This is a genomic window from Polaromonas sp. DSP2-3-2b2, from assembly GCF_049895905.1.
Classification (GTDB): Bacteria; Pseudomonadota; Gammaproteobacteria; order Burkholderiales; family Burkholderiaceae_C; genus Polaromonas.
In genome coordinates this window covers 235,107-249,919 of sequence record NZ_JAFCTH010000002.1, presented here as the reverse complement: position 1 = coordinate 249,919, position 14,813 = coordinate 235,107, and the positions used below count along the sequence as shown (strand labels likewise).

Sequence of the window (14,813 nt, the reverse complement as noted above, 5' to 3'; positions counted from 1 at the left end):
TCCCCGCCGGAAATCACGACGAAAGCGGTCAAGTCTCAATAGTGGGAACACTGCTTCGCTCGCCAGTAGCAACACTGTTGCAAGAGGAAAAAAATTCAATGATCGCAAAATCAATCAAGGCCGAAATTGTCAAGGACAATGCCCGTTCCGCCACGGACACCGGTAGTCCTGAAGTCCAGGTCGGCCTGCTGACCGGCCGTATCAACGAACTGATGCCCCACTTCAAGACCCATGCAAAAGATCACCACGGCCGCCGTGGCCTGCTGCGCATGGTGAGCCGCCGCCGCAAGCTGCTCGACTACCTGAAGTCCCGCGACGCCGCCCGTTACATCGCGCTGATCGCCAAGCTTGGTCTGCGTAAGTAATCGGTAAACCCATCGACAAGCGCCTGAGTTAGTTCACTAGCTCAGGCGTTTTGCACTTTAAAACTGCAAAATAACCTGTTCAACCTTCAGTCGTGTCCATGGCATGGCTGAATATTTCGGAGCAAGGCCCAGCGAGCACGCGCTGTGTCATTCCACAAGACCAGCCCTGCAGGTTCCCGCTGCCAGGCGTTTTATGGAATGGCATCGTGTTCAGCCAGCCACCGCTCCGGGCTTTCGGCACTGCCTGATGTGCCTTGAAAAAACGGAGAAAACACATGAGCATTTTCAATAAAGTCACCAAGTCCTTTCAGTGGGGCCAGCACAAGGTCACGATGGAAACCGGCGAAGTGGCGCGCCAGTCCGGCGGCGCCGTGCTGCTCGATATGGACGGCACCGTCGTTCTGGCCACCGTGGTCGCCAAGAAGGATGCCAAGCCCGGCCAGGATTTTTTTCCGCTGACCGTTGATTACCTGGAAAAGACCTATGCCGCTGGCCGCATTCCCGGCAGCTTTTTCAAGCGCGAAGGCCGTCCTAGCGAATTCGAAACGCTGACCTCGCGCCTGATCGACCGCCCGATCCGCCCGCTGTTCCCTGAAGGCTTCTTCAATGAAGTGCAGGTCGTCATCCATGTGCTGTCGCTCAACCCTGAAGTCGAAGGCGACATTCCCGCGCTGATCGCTTCAAGCGCCGCGCTGGCGATTTCCGGCATCCCGTTCAATGGCCCGATCGGCGCTGCCCGAGTGGCCTACATCGGCGGCGAGTTTGTGCTGAATCCCGGCAAGACCCAGTTGAAAGATTCGACGATGGATCTGGTCGTGGCCGGAACCGAAGCCGCCGTTCTGATGGTCGAGTCCGAAGCCAAGCAACTGTCCGAAGAAATCATGCTGGCTGCCATCGTATTCGGCCACGAGCAGGGCAACATCGCCATCAATGCCATTCATGAACTGGTGCAGGGCGCCGGCAAGCCGGTCTGGGACTGGCAAGCGCCCGCCAAGGACGATGTGCTGATCGCCAAGGTCGGCGCCCTTGCTGAAGAAAAGCTGCGCGCTGCTTACCAGATTCGCAACAAGCAGGCCCGCACGCACGCCACGCGTGAAGTGACCACCTGGACCAAAATGGGCCTGAAAGCCGAAGGCGTTGAATTCGACGGCGTGGCCGTTGAAGGCATGCTGTTCGACATTGAAGCAAAAATTGTCCGCAGCCAGATCCTGGCCGGTGACCCGCGCATCGACGGCCGCGACACCCGGACCGTGCGTCCAATCGAAATCCGCAACAGCGTACTGCCGCGCACCCACGGCTCGGCGCTGTTCACGCGTGGCGAAACCCAGGCGCTGGTCGTGACCACGCTGGGCACCGAGCGCGACGCGCAGCGCATCGATGCATTGAGCGGCGACTACGAAGACCGCTTCATGCTGCACTACAACATGCCTCCGTTCGCCACCGGCGAAACCGGCCGTGTGGGCAGCCCGAAGCGCCGCGAAATCGGCCACGGCCGCCTGGCCAAGCGCGCGCTGATTGCCGTGCTGCCGAGCAAGGAAGAATTTCCGTACACCATGCGCGTGGTCAGCGAGATCACCGAGTCCAACGGCTCGTCGTCGATGGCGTCGGTTTGCGGCGGCTGCCTGTCGCTGATGGACGCTGGCGTTCCCATGAAAGCCCATGTGGCCGGCATCGCCATGGGCCTGATCAAGGAAGACAACCGCTTTGCCGTGCTGACCGACATCCTGGGCGACGAAGATCACCTGGGCGACATGGACTTCAAGGTGGCCGGCACGACGTTCGGCATCACCGCGCTGCAGATGGATATCAAGATCCAGGGCATCACCAAGGAAATCATGCAGGTCGCGCTGGCCCAGGCCAAGGAAGCCCGCATGCACATCCTGGGCAAGATGCAAGAAGCCATGGGCGAAGCCAAGACGGAAGTGTCTGATTTCGCACCGCGCCTGTACGTGATGAAAATCAACCCCGACAAGATCCGCGACGTGATTGGCAAGGGCGGCGCCGTCATCCGCGCGCTGACCGAGGAGACCGGCACCCAGATCAACATCGAGGAAGACGGCACCATCACCATCGCCTCGAACGACAGCGCCAAGGCCGATGAGGCCAAGCGCCGCATCGCCGAGATCACTGCCGAAGTCGAAATTGGCAAGGTCTATGAAGGCGCCATCACCAAGATCCTGGACTTCGGCGCGCTGGTCAACCTGATGCCTGGCAAGGACGGTCTGCTGCACATCAGCCAGATCGCCCATGAGCGCGTCGAGAGGGTTGCCGACTATCTCCAGGAAGGCCAGATCATCAAGGTCAAGGTTCTGGAAACCGACGAAAAAGGCCGTGTCAAGCTGTCGATGAAAGCGCTGCTGGACCGTCCCGTTCATCAGGGCTGATCGGTAATTTGCTATTGATTTTGTAGCTGTTTGCGCATATGGAGTATGCGCAAGCGGCACAAATGACCAATAAAACCATGAGAGTCATCGAAATCACTTCTTTTGGCGCACCCGATGTGCTGCAACCTGGCACGCGTCCCGACCCTGAGCCGGCTGCCGGCGAAGTGCTGATCCGCGTGCGCGCCAGCGGTATCAACCGCCCTGACGTGCTGCAGCGCACCGGAAATTATCCCGTGCCGCCGGGTGCGTCTGACATTCCCGGGCTGGAAGTCGCCGGAGAGATCATTGGTGGCGATGCGGCGGCCATGTCGGCTGCCCATCTAAAACTTGGCGACCGGGTGTGCGCCTTGGTGGCGGGCGGCGGCTATGCCGAACTGTGCGTGGCGCCCGTCGGGCAATGTCTGCCAGTTCCCGAAGGTCTGAGCGACATCGAGGCGGCATCGCTGCCCGAAACATTCTTCACCGTCTGGAGCAATGTCTTTGAGCGGGCTTATCTGCAAAAAGGTGAAACCCTGCTGATCCAGGGTGGCTCCAGCGGCATTGGCGTCACGGCCATCCAGATTGCCAAGGCGCTTGGCGCACGGGTGCTGGTCACGGCCGGTAGCGACGAAAAGTGTGCTGCCTGCGTGACGTTGGGCGCTGACCATGCGATCAATTACAAGGCCAGCGATTTTGCCGAAGAAGCCCGCAAGTTGACGAACGGGCAGGGCGTCAATGTCATTCTTGACATGGTGGGCGGCAGCTATGTTTCGCGTGAAGTCGAGTGCCTGGCCGAGGATGGCCGCCTTGTCATCATTGCCGTGCAGGGCGGCGTGAAGGCTGAGTTCAATGCCGGCATCGTGCTGCGCAGGCGACTGACCATCACCGGCTCCACCTTGCGTCCGCGTTCGCTGGCGTTCAAGACGACCATCGCTTTGGCGCTGAAAGAAAAAGTCTGGCCCCTGATCGCCAGCGGGGCGATCAAGCCCGTGATCCACAGCACCTTTGCCGCAGCCGATGCGCCCAGGGCGCATGCGCTGATGGAGTCGAATCAGCATATCGGCAAGATTGTTTTAACCTGGTAAGTGGCAAGAAAAATGAAAAAGCTGATTGCAGGAAACTGGAAAATGAACGGCAGCATGGCTGCCAACGAAGAGTTGCTGGCGGCCCTTGCTGCAGGGCTAGCGCCAGGCCTGGCCTGTGACGTGGCCGTGTGCGTCCCCAGCCCGTATTTGATGCAGGTCCGGTCCCTGAAATTGAAATACCCGGCGCTGTCTGCTCTGGACGTCGGCGCGCAGGACGTGTCTGCCCATGCTTTCGGCGCGTACACCGGCGAAGTGAGTGCTGCCATGCTCAAGGAACTGGGCTGCCGCTTCGCCATCGTCGGCCATTCAGAGCGCCGCCAGTTCCATGCTGAAACCGATGCGCTTGTGGCTGAAAAGGCCCGGGCTGCGCTTGCAGCAGGCATCACACCCATCGTTTGCGTCGGTGAAACGCTGGCCGAACGTGAAGCCGGCCGCACCGAAGAAGTCGTCAAGCGCCAGCTAGCGGCGGTGATTCACGCCAACGGACATTGCATCAGCGAGGTCGTGGTGGCTTACGAGCCGGTCTGGGCCATCGGCACGGGCAAGACGGCCTCGCCAGAAGAAGCACAGGCCGTGCATACGGTGCTCAGGTCCCAGCTGAAGGCCGCGACCGATCAGTCGGCCCGCATCAAGATACTGTATGGCGGCAGCATGAACGCTGCCAATGCAGCCACCTTGCTGGCCCAGCCAGACATTGATGGCGGGCTCATAGGCGGCGCTTCGCTCAAGGCCCCGGATTTTTTGAAAATTATCGCTTCTGCGCCCGTTTGACGAGCACAGTTCGCTACTAAATTAGGAGTAATCATGAATATTTTATTGACTGCTGTGCTGGCCGTTCAAATGCTTTCGGCGCTGGGCATGGTTGGCCTGATCCTGGTTCAGCATGGCAAGGGCGCCGACATGGGTGCAGCGTTTGGCAGCGGCGGCTCCGGAAGCCTGTTTGGTGCCAGCGGAAGCGCCAATTTCCTGTCGCGCACGACCGGTGTCTTGGCGGCGCTGTTTTTTGCCTGCACCCTCATGCTGGCCTATTTTGGAAGTGCGCAACAACCCCGCACTGGCTCAAGTGTTCTGGAAGGCGTAGCCGTCACGGTGCCAGTTCTTCCAGCCTCGGGCGCGGCCCAGATTCCTGGCACGGCCGCACCCACTTCAGCCAACGTGGTGGTTCCTCCAGCACCAGCCACGCCAGCTTCGGGTGCGGCTCAAATCCCCACGAAATAAGACCACAAAGTCGGTGCCATAGGGCGAAAGCGTTACCATTTCAGGGTAAACTCTAAGGCAGTCTGGAAAGCAAAACAACTGTAAAGTTTCCTCAAGCCATCCAGGCAAAAGTAAGTCCCGCGGACGTGGTGAAATTGGTAGACACGCTATCTTGAGGGGGTAGTGGCGAAAGCTGTGCGAGTTCGAGTCTCGCCGTCCGCACCAGATTGACTAGTATCGGTAGCAGGCCCCAAGGGCTGCTTTCGGCTCAAACGGTAAACTCGTGCAAGCTGCGCATTCAATCTGTGTAGCTTGCTGTGCGAGTGGCTTTTCAGAAGTTGAAACCCACGATGAACCTCGACCAATACCTTCCTGTTCTCTTGTTTATCCTAGTGGGCGTAGGTGTCGGAATATTGCCGATGGTTTTAGGTCGTTTGCTGGGTCCGGTCCGGCCCGACAGTGAAAAAAACTCTCCTTATGAATGCGGCTTTGAAGCATTCGAAGATGCGCGCATGAAATTCGATGTGCGCTACTACCTAGTCGCCATCCTGTTCATTCTTTTTGATCTTGAAATTGCTTTTCTGTTTCCGTGGGCGGTTTCGCTCAAGGAAATTGGTGCGCTCGGTTTTTGGTCGGTCATGGTTTTTCTGGGCATTCTGGTCGTAGGCTTTGTTTACGAATGGAAAAAAGGTGCGCTGGACTGGGAATAAGAAAAAGCCGTGAAGAAGGCTTTTTAAAAAGGGTACTGGTATGTCACTTGAAGGTGTTTTCAAAGAAGGCTTTGTGACCACGAGCTATGACTCAGTGGTCAACTGGGCCAAAACCGGCTCGCTATGGCCCATGACCTTCGGTCTGGCCTGCTGTGCCGTTGAAATGATGCATGCGGGTGCCGCCCGTTACGACATCGACCGCTTCGGTATGTTGTTTCGGCCCAGCCCGCGCCAGTCCGATCTGATGATCGTTGCGGGCACCTTGTGCAACAAGATGGGTCCGGCGTTGCGCAAGGTCTACGACCAGATGGCAGAGCCGCGTTGGGTGATCTCCATGGGATCGTGCGCCAATGGCGGTGGTTACTATCATTACAGTTATTCCGTCGTTCGCGGCTGTGACCGGATCGTGCCAGTGGATGTGTACGTGCCTGGTTGTCCGCCAACCGCCGAGGCGTTGCTCTACGGCATCATCCAGTTGCAGCAGAAGATTCGCAGGACCAACACGATTGCGAGGGCTTGATGCCAGTGTCTTCACCTCCCGTTTTAATTTCTCAGTTGGGTGAAACCATTGCATTGGTGCTGGGTAGCAAGGCGAAAAGCGTCAAGATCGCTCTTGGGGAAATCACGGTAACCGTGCCAGCTGCCGACTATCTGGCGGCAGCAACATTGCTTCGCGACGCGCCCGGCTGCAAATTCGAACAACTCATGGACCTCTGCGGTCTGGACTATTCCGAATACAAAAACGGTCAATATGACGGACTACGTTACTGCGTCTCGTCGCACTTGTTGTCGGTAAGCCTTAACCAGCGGGTGAGGCTAAAGGTATTTTGTCCTGACGACGATTTCCCTGTTGTTGATTCGGTCAACGGTATCTGGAGTTCGGCCAACTGGTTCGAGCGTGAAGCTTTCGACCTCTACGGCATCGTTTTCGAGGGCCACAACGATCTGCGTCGCATCCTGACAGATTACGGTTTCATTGGCCATCCGTTTCGCAAGGATTTCCCAACCACCGGCCATGTGGAAATGCGTTACGACGCCGAGCAAAAACGCGTGATTTATCAGCCCGTGACTATCGAGCCCCGCGAAATGATTCCGCGCGTGATTCGCGAGGAACAGTATGGCGGTCTTCAATAGGCGGTTTTCGCAAGAGGTACGACATGGCTGAAATTAAAAACTACACGCTCAATTTTGGACCGCAGCATCCAGCCGCCCACGGCGTTTTGCGTCTCGTGCTAGAGCTGGACGGAGAAGTGATCCAACGCGCTGACCCGCATATCGGACTGCTACACCGCGCGACCGAGAAGTTGGCCGAAAGCAAGACCTATATTCAGTCTTTACCTTACATGGACCGGCTTGACTATGTGTCGATGATGTCCAATGAGCATGCTTACTGTCTGGCCATCGAGAAACTGATCGGCGTTGATGTTCCGATTCGTGCGCAGTACATCCGCGTGATGTTCTCGGAAATCACCCGACTGCTCAACCACCTGATGTGGCTCGGCGCGCACGGACTTGACTGTGGCGCGATGAACATGCTGATCTACTGCTTTCGCGAACGCGAAGTGCTGTTTGACATGTATGAGGCAGTGTCTGGAGCCCGCATGCACGCGGCCTACTTTCGTCCGGGTGGTGTTTACCGTGATCTGCCGGAAAGCATGTCGCAGTACAAGGTCAACAAGATTCGCAACGCCAAGGCGATCGACGCATTGAATGAAAACCGCCAGGGATCATTGCTCGACTTCATTGATGATTTCGTGGTCAAGTTTCCCAAACTGGTCGACGAGTACGAAACCCTGCTGACCGACAACCGCATCTGGAAACAGCGAACGGTCGGCGTAGGTGTGGTGTCGCCGGAGCGCGCGCTTAACCTGGGTTTTACCGGCCCGATGCTCAGGGGTTCCGGCTTCGCTTGGGATCTGCGCAAGCAGCAACCGTATGAAGTCTATGCACAAATGGACTTTGATATTCCCGTGGGTAAAACCGGCGACTGCTATGACCGCTACCTGGTCCGCGTCGCGGAGATGCGCCAGTCCAACCGCATCATCAAGCAGTGCGTCGACTGGCTGCGCGTTAACCCAGGCCCGGTGATCACCAGCAACCACAAGGTGGCGCCCCCGAACCGCGAATCCATGAAGTCCAACATGGAAGAGCTGATTCACCATTTCAAGCTGTTCACCGAAGGCTTTCATGTGCCCGAAGGCGAGGCCTATGCCGCCGTCGAGCACCCAAAGGGCGAATTCGGGATTTACATCGTCAGCGACGGCGCGAATAAGCCTTATCGCCTGAAGATCCGCCCGCCAGGCTTTTCGCATCTTGCTGCCATGGACGAAATGGCACGCGGACACATGATTGCCGATGCCGTGGCCGTGATTGGCACGATGGACATCGTGTTCGGCGAAATTGACCGCTAACCGCATGACTCTTTCCATGATCTCTGAACAAACCAAAGCACTTTTTGACCGTGAGGTCGCCAAATACCCGGTCAGCCAGAAGCAGTCGGCCGTGATGGCCTGCCTGCAGATCGTGCAGCAGGAGCAGGGCTTTGTCAGCACCGAAAGCGAAAAGCTGGTGGCTGAGTATCTGGGTATGGCGCCGATTGCCGTGCACGAAGTCACCACCTTCTACAACATGTACAACCAGCAGCCGGTGGGCAAGTACAAGTTCAATGTCTGCACCAACCTGCCATGCCAGTTGCGTGATGGCAGCAAGGCGCTGCACCATCTAGAGCACAAGTTGGGCATTTCCATGGGTGAAACCACGGCGGACGGCCTGTTCACACTGCAGCAGTCGGAATGCTTGGGTGCCTGCGCCGATTCTCCCGTGATGCTGGTGAACGACATCCATATGTGCAGTTTCATGAGTAATGAAAAACTCGATCAGCTTGTTGATGGTCTCAAATCGGCGGAGGCTTGAATTTATGACGCTCCCAGTACATTCCAGCGGCAACGCAGTGGCTCAGTCCGTGCTGTCGCAATTTGCAGCCACCGGCGTGCAGACCTGCTTTCATGGTCGTCACATCAATCCGCAAATCCTTGCTGACCTTGATGGCAGCAACTGGGGCCTTGGTGACTATGAAGCGCGTGGCGGCTACCAGGCACTGCGCAAGATTCTCGGCCAGGACGGCGGCGCCGGTTTGACACCTGATCAAGTCATTGCCGAGGTCAAGGCCGGTGGCTTGCGGGGCCGGGGCGGTGCGGGCTTTCCGACCGGGCTGAAGTGGAGCTTCATGCCGCGCCAGTTTCCGGGTCAGAAGTACTTAGTCTGCAACTCGGACGAAGGCGAGCCGGGCACCTGCAAAGACCGCGACATCATGCAATACAACCCCCACAGCGTGATCGAGGGCATGGCGATTGCCGCTTACGCCATGGGCATCAGCGTCGGCTACAACTACATCCATGGCGAGATTTTTGGCACTTACCAGCGCTTTGAAGAAGCTCTGAATGAAGCGCGTGCTTCTGGCCTGTTAGGGGATGGCATTCTTGGCAGTAGCTTCAATTTCCAGCTTCACGCTTCCCATGGTTTCGGCGCTTATATTTGCGGCGAGGAAACCGCTTTGCTGGAATCGCTTGAAGGCAAAAAAGGCCAGCCGCGCTTCAAGCCGCCGTTCCCGGCCAGTTTCGGTTTGTACGGCAAACCTACCACGATTAATAACACCGAAACCTTTGCTGCAGTTCCGTGGATCATCCGCAACGGCGGAGCCGCGTACCTCGAATGCGGCAAGCCGAACAATGGCGGCACTAAAATTTATTCGGTTTCGGGAGATGTCGAGTTACCGGGTAACTATGAAATTCCCATGGGCACACCGTTTGCCAAGCTGCTTGAACTGGCAGGTGGTGTTCGCAAGGGTCGTACACTCAAAGCCGTGATTCCCGGCGGATCGTCGTCGCCGGTGCTGCCTGCTTCCCTCATGATGGAATGCACAATGGACTACGACTCCATTGCTAAGGCCGGTTCGATGCTCGGTTCGGGCGCAGTCATCGTCATGGACGACTCCCGCTGCATGGTTGAGTCTCTGAAACGCTTGTCTTATTTTTATATGCATGAATCCTGCGGTCAATGTACCCCCTGCCGCGAAGGCACGGGCTGGCTGTGGCGCGTGGTGGACCGTATTCACAGCGGCCTGGGCCGCCAGAGCGACTTGGACCTGCTCAATTCGGTGGCGGACAACATCCAGGGCCGCACGATTTGTGCGCTCGGCGATGCCGCAGCCATGCCGGTGCGCGCCATGATCAAGCATTACCGTCATGAATTTGAAAGCATGATCCACAAGAATACATCGCAAGTCGTCGCTACCCAAGGCGTAGGCCGTGCCGCAGCGCAGGCTTGAAAGGCGGAAAGAATAAAAATATGGTTGAAATACAACTTGACGGTCAGAAGGTGGAAGTTGTCGAAGGCAGCACGGTGATGCACGCCGCTGAGAAGGCCGGCACCTACATTCCTCATTTTTGTTATCACAAGAAGCTGAGCATTGCCGCCAATTGCCGCATGTGCCTGGTCGATGTGGAAAAGGCACCTAAGCCAATGCCGGCATGCGCCACGCCTGTCACGCAGGGAATGGTCGTGCACACCAAGAACGACAAAGCCATCAGGGCCCAAAAAGGCGTGATGGAGTTTCTGCTGATCAATCATCCTTTGGATTGCCCTATCTGTGACCAGGGTGGCGAATGCCAACTGCAGGATCTTGCCGTGGGTTACGGTGCCGGTGAGTCGCGCTACCAAGAAGAAAAGCGCACGGTCTTCCACAAGGATGTGGGACCCTTGATCTCCATGCAGGAAATGAGCCGCTGCATTCACTGCACCCGCTGCGTTCGCTTTGGTCAGGAAGTGGCCGGTGTGATGGAGCTGGGTATGTCGCACCGTGGCGAGCATGCAGAGATTGAAACCTTTGTCGGCATGTCGGTGGACTCCGAACTGTCGGGCAACATGATCGACTTGTGCCCGGTGGGCGCGCTGACCAGCAAACCTTTCCGCTACAGCGCGCGTACCTGGGAATTGTCACGCCGCAAGTCGGTCAGCCCGCACGATTCGACTGGCGCTAACCTGATTGTTCAGGTCAAGCATGACAAGGTGATGCGCGTGTTGCCGCTTGAAAACGAAGCCGTCAACGAATGCTGGATTGCCGACCGCGACCGTTTTTCCTACGAAGCCCTGAATACTGACGACCGTCTGCTGAGCCCCATGCTCAAGCAGGGCGGCCAATGGAAAACGGTTGATTGGCAAACTGCACTTGAATATGTCGCTAACGGCCTGAAGCAAATCAAATCTGAATACGGTGCCGACAGTATCGGCACGCTGGCTAGCCCGCACAGTACGCTGGAAGAGCTACACCTTGCGGCTTCGCTGATGCGCGCGCTGGGCAGCGAGAACATCGACTATCGCTTGCGCAATGCCGAATTCACGTTTTCGTCATCGGTTCGCTGGCTCGGCACTTCGATTGCTTCGTTGTCGCAACTCCAGCGCGTCTTGGTGGTTGGTTCCAACCTGCGCAAAGACCATCCGCTGTTTGCACTGCGCATCCGGCAGTCGGTCCGCAACGGTTGTGCGTTGAATGCCGTCAACTCCGTCGCCGAACTGGCGTCCGCAGATGCTTGGGCCATGCCTCTCGCCAACACGATAGTGGCACAGTCCGAAGATTGGGCGCAAGTGCTGGCCGATGTCGCTACGGCCGTCGCAGCAGATAAGGGCGTTGCCGCACCGGCTGCCGGCCAGGCCAGCGACACTGCCAAGGCGATGGCTGCTTCCCTGCTGGGCGGCGAACGCAAGGCTATCTTGCTGGGCAATGCCGCAGCGCACCATGCCAACGCTTCGAGCCTGCTGGCGCTCGCGAACTGGATCGGCGAGCAAACCGGCGCATCAGTGGGGTATTTGACCGAGGCAGCCAACACGGTTGGCGCGCAACTGGTTAATGCCATGCCGGGCAGCTCTGGCTTGAATGCGAGCCAGATGCTAGGCGGCATGCTTAAGGCGGTGATTCTGCTAAATAACGAACCTGAGTTTGATTCAGCCGCTGGCAAAAGGGCCGAGGGCTCATTGGATTCGGCGCAAATGGTTGTGACGCTGAGTCCTTTCAAGGCCAACATGGATTTCAGCGACGTTTTGCTGCCAATTGCGCCTTTTACTGAAACACCTGGCACTTTCGTCAACGCTGAAGGCCGCGCGCAGAGTTTTCATGCCGTGGTCAAACCTAGGGGCGAAACCCGGCCTGGATGGAAAGTGCTGCGCGTACTGGCGAATATGCTCAATTTGTCGGGTTTTGACTTTGAATCGTCGCAAGACGTATTCAAGAGTATTTCGGGTGTCGATGCCGGCCTGGTGTCTGCCGCCCGCTTGGGAAATGCCAGCCGAGGTGAAATCGTTGTCACTAGTGTGTCCGGCCCTACGCCAGTTGTTGCCAGTATTTACCAGCTCGACGGTATCGTCAGAAGATCCACCTCGCTGCAGCTGACCACAGACGCGCGCAAGGTCGCCGCTTTGAAGGGGCAGGCGCATGATTGATGGCATGTACGCGGCAGGCCAAGGCTTGATGGGCGGAATCTGGCCAGCCACCGTCTGGCCTGTACTTTGGGTTCTTATCAAAATCGTGGCAGTTCTAGCGCCGCTGATGGGTTGCGTGGCTTACCTCACTTTGTGGGAACGCAAAGCTATTGGTTTTACGCAAGTCCGCGTTGGGCCGAACCGTATCGGACCGTTTGGCCTGCTCCAGCCGATTGCCGATGCGCTGAAGCTGTTGACCAAAGAAATCATCATTCCTACAGCAGCCAGTAAGGGCTTGTTCGTGCTCGGTCCGATCATGACCATCATGCCCGCGCTCGCGGCTTGGGCTGTGATTCCTTTCGGACCTGATGTGGCATTGGCCAATGTAAATGCGGGTTTGCTGTTTGTGATGGCGATTACTTCCCTGGAAGTTTACGGCGTCATTATTGCGGGCTGGGCTTCGAATTCGAAGTATGCATTTCTGGGTGCGATGCGCGCGTCAGCACAAATGGTCAGCTATGAAATCGCGATGGGCTTTTGCCTCGTGGTGGTACTGATGGTTTCCGGCAGTTTGAACATGACGGATATTGTTATGAGCCAAGGCTCGGGCATGGCCGCCAGCAAGGGCCTGACCTTCCTGTCTTGGAACTGGCTGCCTTTGCTGCCCATTTTCGTCGTGTATTTCATCTCCAGCCTGGCCGAAACCAACCGTCACCCGTTTGATGTAGTCGAGGGCGAATCCGAGATCGTGGCCGGCCACATGGTGGAATATTCCGGTATGTCGTTTGCTATGTTCTTCTTGGCTGAATACGCCAACATGATTCTGGTATCCGTTCTTTGTGTGCTGCTGTTCCTTGGTGGCTGGCTGTCACCGATTGACCATGCATTGTTCAACTGGATTCCAGGCTGGATTTGGCTTGGCCTAAAAACCTTTGTAGTAGTCACCATTTTCCTGTGGGTGCGTTCCACCTTTCCGCGTTTTCGTTATGACCAGATCATGCGCCTGGGCTGGAAAATTTTCATACCTGTGACCTTGGTCTGGCTTGTAGTCGTCGGAGCCTGGATGCAGACCTCTTACAACATCTGGAAATAGGCGAAAAGTCATGTCTGCTGTCGCATCCGTCAAGGATTTTGTTTCAAGTTTCATGTTGACCGAGCTGCTCAAGGGCATGGCCCTTACGGGAAAGTACATGTTCAGTCGCAAGATCACGATTCAGTTTCCTGAGGAAAAAACCCCATTGAGCCCGCGTTTTCGTGGCCTGCACGCATTGCGGCGCTATGAAAACGGTGAGGAACGGTGCATTGCCTGCAAGCTTTGCGAAGCGGTATGCCCGGCGTTGGCTATCACCATTGAGTCTGATGTGCGTGAAGACGGCAGCCGCCGCACTTCGCGCTACGACATTGATTTGACCAAATGCATTTTTTGCGGATTTTGTGAAGAAAGCTGTCCGGTTGATTCAATCGTTGAAACGCATATTCTGGAATATCACGGTGAAAAGCGGGGTGACTTGTACTTCACCAAAGAGATGCTGCTTGCTGTGGGCGATCGCTATGAAAGCGAAATTGCTGCCAACCGAGCAGCAGATGCCAAATACCGCTAATAACTCCCGCTCCATTGCCCGCTCTTGTAAGTAGAAAGAATCCCCTTCAACATGGACGCTAAAACAGGTCTTTTTTACGTATTTGCCGCAATACTGCTTTTTGCAGCGTTTCGCGTCATTACGGCCCGCAATCCGGTACACGCTGCACTTTTTCTGGTACTCGCCTTTTTTCAGGCAGCGGCTATCTGGATTTTGCTTAAAGCCGAGTTTTTGGCGATTACCTTGGTGCTGGTTTATGTGGGTGCCGTGATGGTGCTTTTTCTCTTCGTAGTTATGATGTTGGACATCAACCTGGACAGTGCGCGAAAGGGTTTCTGGAAGCATTTTCCGTTGGCTGGCGCGGTGGGTGCTGTAATCGCCCTGGAAATGTCGTATGTGTTGATGGGGGGGTTTCGTGAGCCACCACGAGGCGCTTCGGCGCCTGTAGCCAGCGACCTTGCGGCACAGGTTTCCAATACAAAGGAATTGGGAAAGGTTCTGTACACGCAATATATCTACCCACTTGAAATTGCTGCAGTGATATTACTTGTAGCCATTATTGCAGCCATTGCCTTGACCTTGCGCGAGCGCAAGGATTCCAAGCGAACCAATCCGGCAGACCAGGTCCGTGTGAAAGCACAAGACCGTGTCAGGCTGGTGAAGATGAAATCGGTGGTTGCTGCGGCCAGCATCACAACCGACGCAGCCGTAGAGGGGAAAAAATAATGACGCTCACGCTTGGACATTTTCTTTCGCTGGGCGCTATGCTGTTCGCCCTGTCAGTCATTGGTATCTTCCTGAATCGCAAGAACCTGATAGTGCTGCTCATGGCCATTGAGCTCATGCTGCTGGCCGTGAACATGAATTTCGTGGCATTTTCTTATTATTTGAACGATATGGCTGGTCAGGTATTCGTGTTTTTTATTCTGACCGTCGCTGCGGCTGAATCCGCAATCGGTCTGGCTATTTTGGTGCTTCTGTTTCGTAACAAGTCCAGCATCAGCGTCGACGAACTCAACACGCTTAAGGGTTAATAACA

Annotated in this window: 16 protein-coding genes and 1 tRNA gene; all 17 read left to right on the top strand. The window is 56.4% G+C overall.

Annotated features, from left to right (window positions below; translation table 11 throughout):
* Positions 1-98 precede the first annotated feature (98 nt).
* Positions 99-365, top strand: a complete 267-nt coding sequence (gene rpsO / locus ACP7AD_RS03130; RefSeq protein ID WP_029524379.1) for a 30S ribosomal protein S15 — start codon at positions 99-101, stop codon at positions 363-365.
* A gap of 275 nt (positions 366-640) precedes the next feature.
* Positions 641-2,749 carry a polyribonucleotide nucleotidyltransferase gene (gene pnp, locus ACP7AD_RS03125; RefSeq protein WP_426144566.1) on the top strand — a complete coding sequence of 703 codons (2,109 nt, stop codon included), beginning with the start codon at positions 641-643 and terminating at the stop codon, positions 2,747-2,749.
* A 77-nt stretch (positions 2,750-2,826) separates the two neighbouring features.
* The gene (locus tag ACP7AD_RS03120) at positions 2,827-3,813 is read left to right on the top strand and encodes an NAD(P)H-quinone oxidoreductase (protein WP_426144567.1); all 987 of its coding nucleotides are present in this window, start codon (positions 2,827-2,829) and stop codon (positions 3,811-3,813) included.
* A 12-nt stretch (positions 3,814-3,825) separates the two neighbouring features.
* Complete coding sequence (gene tpiA / locus ACP7AD_RS03115; RefSeq protein ID WP_426144568.1) at positions 3,826-4,584, top strand: triose-phosphate isomerase; 759 nt, start codon at positions 3,826-3,828, stop codon at positions 4,582-4,584.
* 33 nt (positions 4,585-4,617) lie between these two features.
* Positions 4,618-5,031: a preprotein translocase subunit SecG gene (secG, locus tag ACP7AD_RS03110; RefSeq protein ID WP_426144569.1), complete on the top strand. Its 414-nt coding sequence runs from the start codon at positions 4,618-4,620 to the stop codon at positions 5,029-5,031.
* Positions 5,032-5,150: 119 nt separating this feature from the next.
* Positions 5,151-5,235 (top strand) — tRNA-Leu (locus ACP7AD_RS03105).
* A gap of 125 nt (positions 5,236-5,360) precedes the next feature.
* Positions 5,361-5,720, top strand: a complete 360-nt coding sequence (locus ACP7AD_RS03100) for an NADH-quinone oxidoreductase subunit A (RefSeq protein WP_011800825.1) — start codon at positions 5,361-5,363, stop codon at positions 5,718-5,720.
* A gap of 40 nt (positions 5,721-5,760) precedes the next feature.
* Positions 5,761-6,240, top strand: a complete 480-nt coding sequence (locus tag ACP7AD_RS03095) for a NuoB/complex I 20 kDa subunit family protein (protein ID WP_011800826.1) — start codon at positions 5,761-5,763, stop codon at positions 6,238-6,240.
* Positions 6,240-6,854: an NADH-quinone oxidoreductase subunit C gene (locus tag ACP7AD_RS03090; RefSeq protein ID WP_426144570.1), complete on the top strand. Its 615-nt coding sequence runs from the start codon at positions 6,240-6,242 to the stop codon at positions 6,852-6,854. Before ACP7AD_RS03095 ends, ACP7AD_RS03090 begins: the two co-directional genes overlap by 1 nt.
* 23 nt (positions 6,855-6,877) lie before the next feature.
* On the top strand, positions 6,878-8,131 hold the full coding sequence (locus ACP7AD_RS03085; protein WP_426144571.1) for an NADH-quinone oxidoreductase subunit D: 1,254 nt from the start codon (positions 6,878-6,880) through the stop codon (positions 8,129-8,131).
* A 16-nt stretch (positions 8,132-8,147) separates the two neighbouring features.
* Complete coding sequence (gene nuoE, locus ACP7AD_RS03080) at positions 8,148-8,633, top strand: NADH-quinone oxidoreductase subunit NuoE (RefSeq protein ID WP_426144572.1); 486 nt, start codon at positions 8,148-8,150, stop codon at positions 8,631-8,633.
* Between the two features lie 4 nt (positions 8,634-8,637).
* Complete coding sequence (gene nuoF, locus ACP7AD_RS03075) at positions 8,638-10,047, top strand: NADH-quinone oxidoreductase subunit NuoF (protein WP_426144879.1); 1,410 nt, start codon at positions 8,638-8,640, stop codon at positions 10,045-10,047.
* A 20-nt stretch (positions 10,048-10,067) separates the two neighbouring features.
* Complete coding sequence (nuoG, locus tag ACP7AD_RS03070; RefSeq protein WP_426144881.1) at positions 10,068-12,215, top strand: NADH-quinone oxidoreductase subunit NuoG; 2,148 nt, start codon at positions 10,068-10,070, stop codon at positions 12,213-12,215.
* Entirely contained in the window at positions 12,208-13,287 is a 1,080-nt protein-coding gene (gene nuoH / locus ACP7AD_RS03065; protein WP_426144573.1) for an NADH-quinone oxidoreductase subunit NuoH, read from the top strand. Before nuoG ends, nuoH begins: the two co-directional genes overlap by 8 nt.
* A 10-nt stretch (positions 13,288-13,297) precedes the next feature.
* Entirely contained in the window at positions 13,298-13,795 is a 498-nt protein-coding gene (nuoI, locus tag ACP7AD_RS03060; RefSeq protein ID WP_029524391.1) for an NADH-quinone oxidoreductase subunit NuoI, read from the top strand.
* A gap of 51 nt (positions 13,796-13,846) precedes the next feature.
* On the top strand, positions 13,847-14,500 hold the full coding sequence (locus ACP7AD_RS03055; RefSeq protein WP_426144574.1) for an NADH-quinone oxidoreductase subunit J: 654 nt from the start codon (positions 13,847-13,849) through the stop codon (positions 14,498-14,500).
* Positions 14,500-14,808 carry an NADH-quinone oxidoreductase subunit NuoK gene (gene nuoK / locus ACP7AD_RS03050; RefSeq protein ID WP_426144575.1) on the top strand — a complete coding sequence of 103 codons (309 nt, stop codon included), beginning with the start codon at positions 14,500-14,502 and terminating at the stop codon, positions 14,806-14,808. The genes ACP7AD_RS03055 and nuoK overlap by 1 nt, the downstream gene beginning before the upstream one ends.
* Positions 14,809-14,813: the final 5 nt, after the last annotated feature.

Excerpts from the sequence above, each read along its gene's own strand:
- ACP7AD_RS03055 (WP_426144574.1), top strand. The coding sequence starts at position 13,847 with ATGGACGCTAAAACAGGTCTTTTTTACGTATTTGCCGCAATACTGCTT.
- secG (WP_426144569.1), top strand. The coding sequence starts at position 4,618 with ATGAATATTTTATTGACTGCTGTGCTGGCCGTTCAAATGCTTTCGGCG.
- nuoK (WP_426144575.1), top strand. The coding sequence starts at position 14,500 with ATGACGCTCACGCTTGGACATTTTCTTTCGCTGGGCGCTATGCTGTTC.
- nuoI (WP_029524391.1), top strand. The coding sequence starts at position 13,298 with ATGTCTGCTGTCGCATCCGTCAAGGATTTTGTTTCAAGTTTCATGTTG.
- pnp (WP_426144566.1), top strand. The coding sequence starts at position 641 with ATGAGCATTTTCAATAAAGTCACCAAGTCCTTTCAGTGGGGCCAGCAC.
- tpiA (WP_426144568.1), top strand. The coding sequence starts at position 3,826 with ATGAAAAAGCTGATTGCAGGAAACTGGAAAATGAACGGCAGCATGGCT.
- nuoE (WP_426144572.1), top strand. The coding sequence starts at position 8,148 with ATGATCTCTGAACAAACCAAAGCACTTTTTGACCGTGAGGTCGCCAAA.
- nuoH (WP_426144573.1), top strand. The coding sequence starts at position 12,208 with ATGATTGATGGCATGTACGCGGCAGGCCAAGGCTTGATGGGCGGAATC.
- rpsO (WP_029524379.1), top strand. The coding sequence starts at position 99 with ATGATCGCAAAATCAATCAAGGCCGAAATTGTCAAGGACAATGCCCGT.
- ACP7AD_RS03120 (WP_426144567.1), top strand. The coding sequence starts at position 2,827 with ATGAGAGTCATCGAAATCACTTCTTTTGGCGCACCCGATGTGCTGCAA.
- ACP7AD_RS03085 (WP_426144571.1), top strand. The coding sequence starts at position 6,878 with ATGGCTGAAATTAAAAACTACACGCTCAATTTTGGACCGCAGCATCCA.
- nuoF (WP_426144879.1), top strand. The coding sequence starts at position 8,638 with ATGACGCTCCCAGTACATTCCAGCGGCAACGCAGTGGCTCAGTCCGTG.
- nuoG (WP_426144881.1), top strand. The coding sequence starts at position 10,068 with ATGGTTGAAATACAACTTGACGGTCAGAAGGTGGAAGTTGTCGAAGGC.
- ACP7AD_RS03100 (WP_011800825.1), top strand. The coding sequence starts at position 5,361 with ATGAACCTCGACCAATACCTTCCTGTTCTCTTGTTTATCCTAGTGGGC.
- ACP7AD_RS03095 (WP_011800826.1), top strand. The coding sequence starts at position 5,761 with ATGTCACTTGAAGGTGTTTTCAAAGAAGGCTTTGTGACCACGAGCTAT.
- ACP7AD_RS03090 (WP_426144570.1), top strand. The coding sequence starts at position 6,240 with ATGCCAGTGTCTTCACCTCCCGTTTTAATTTCTCAGTTGGGTGAAACC.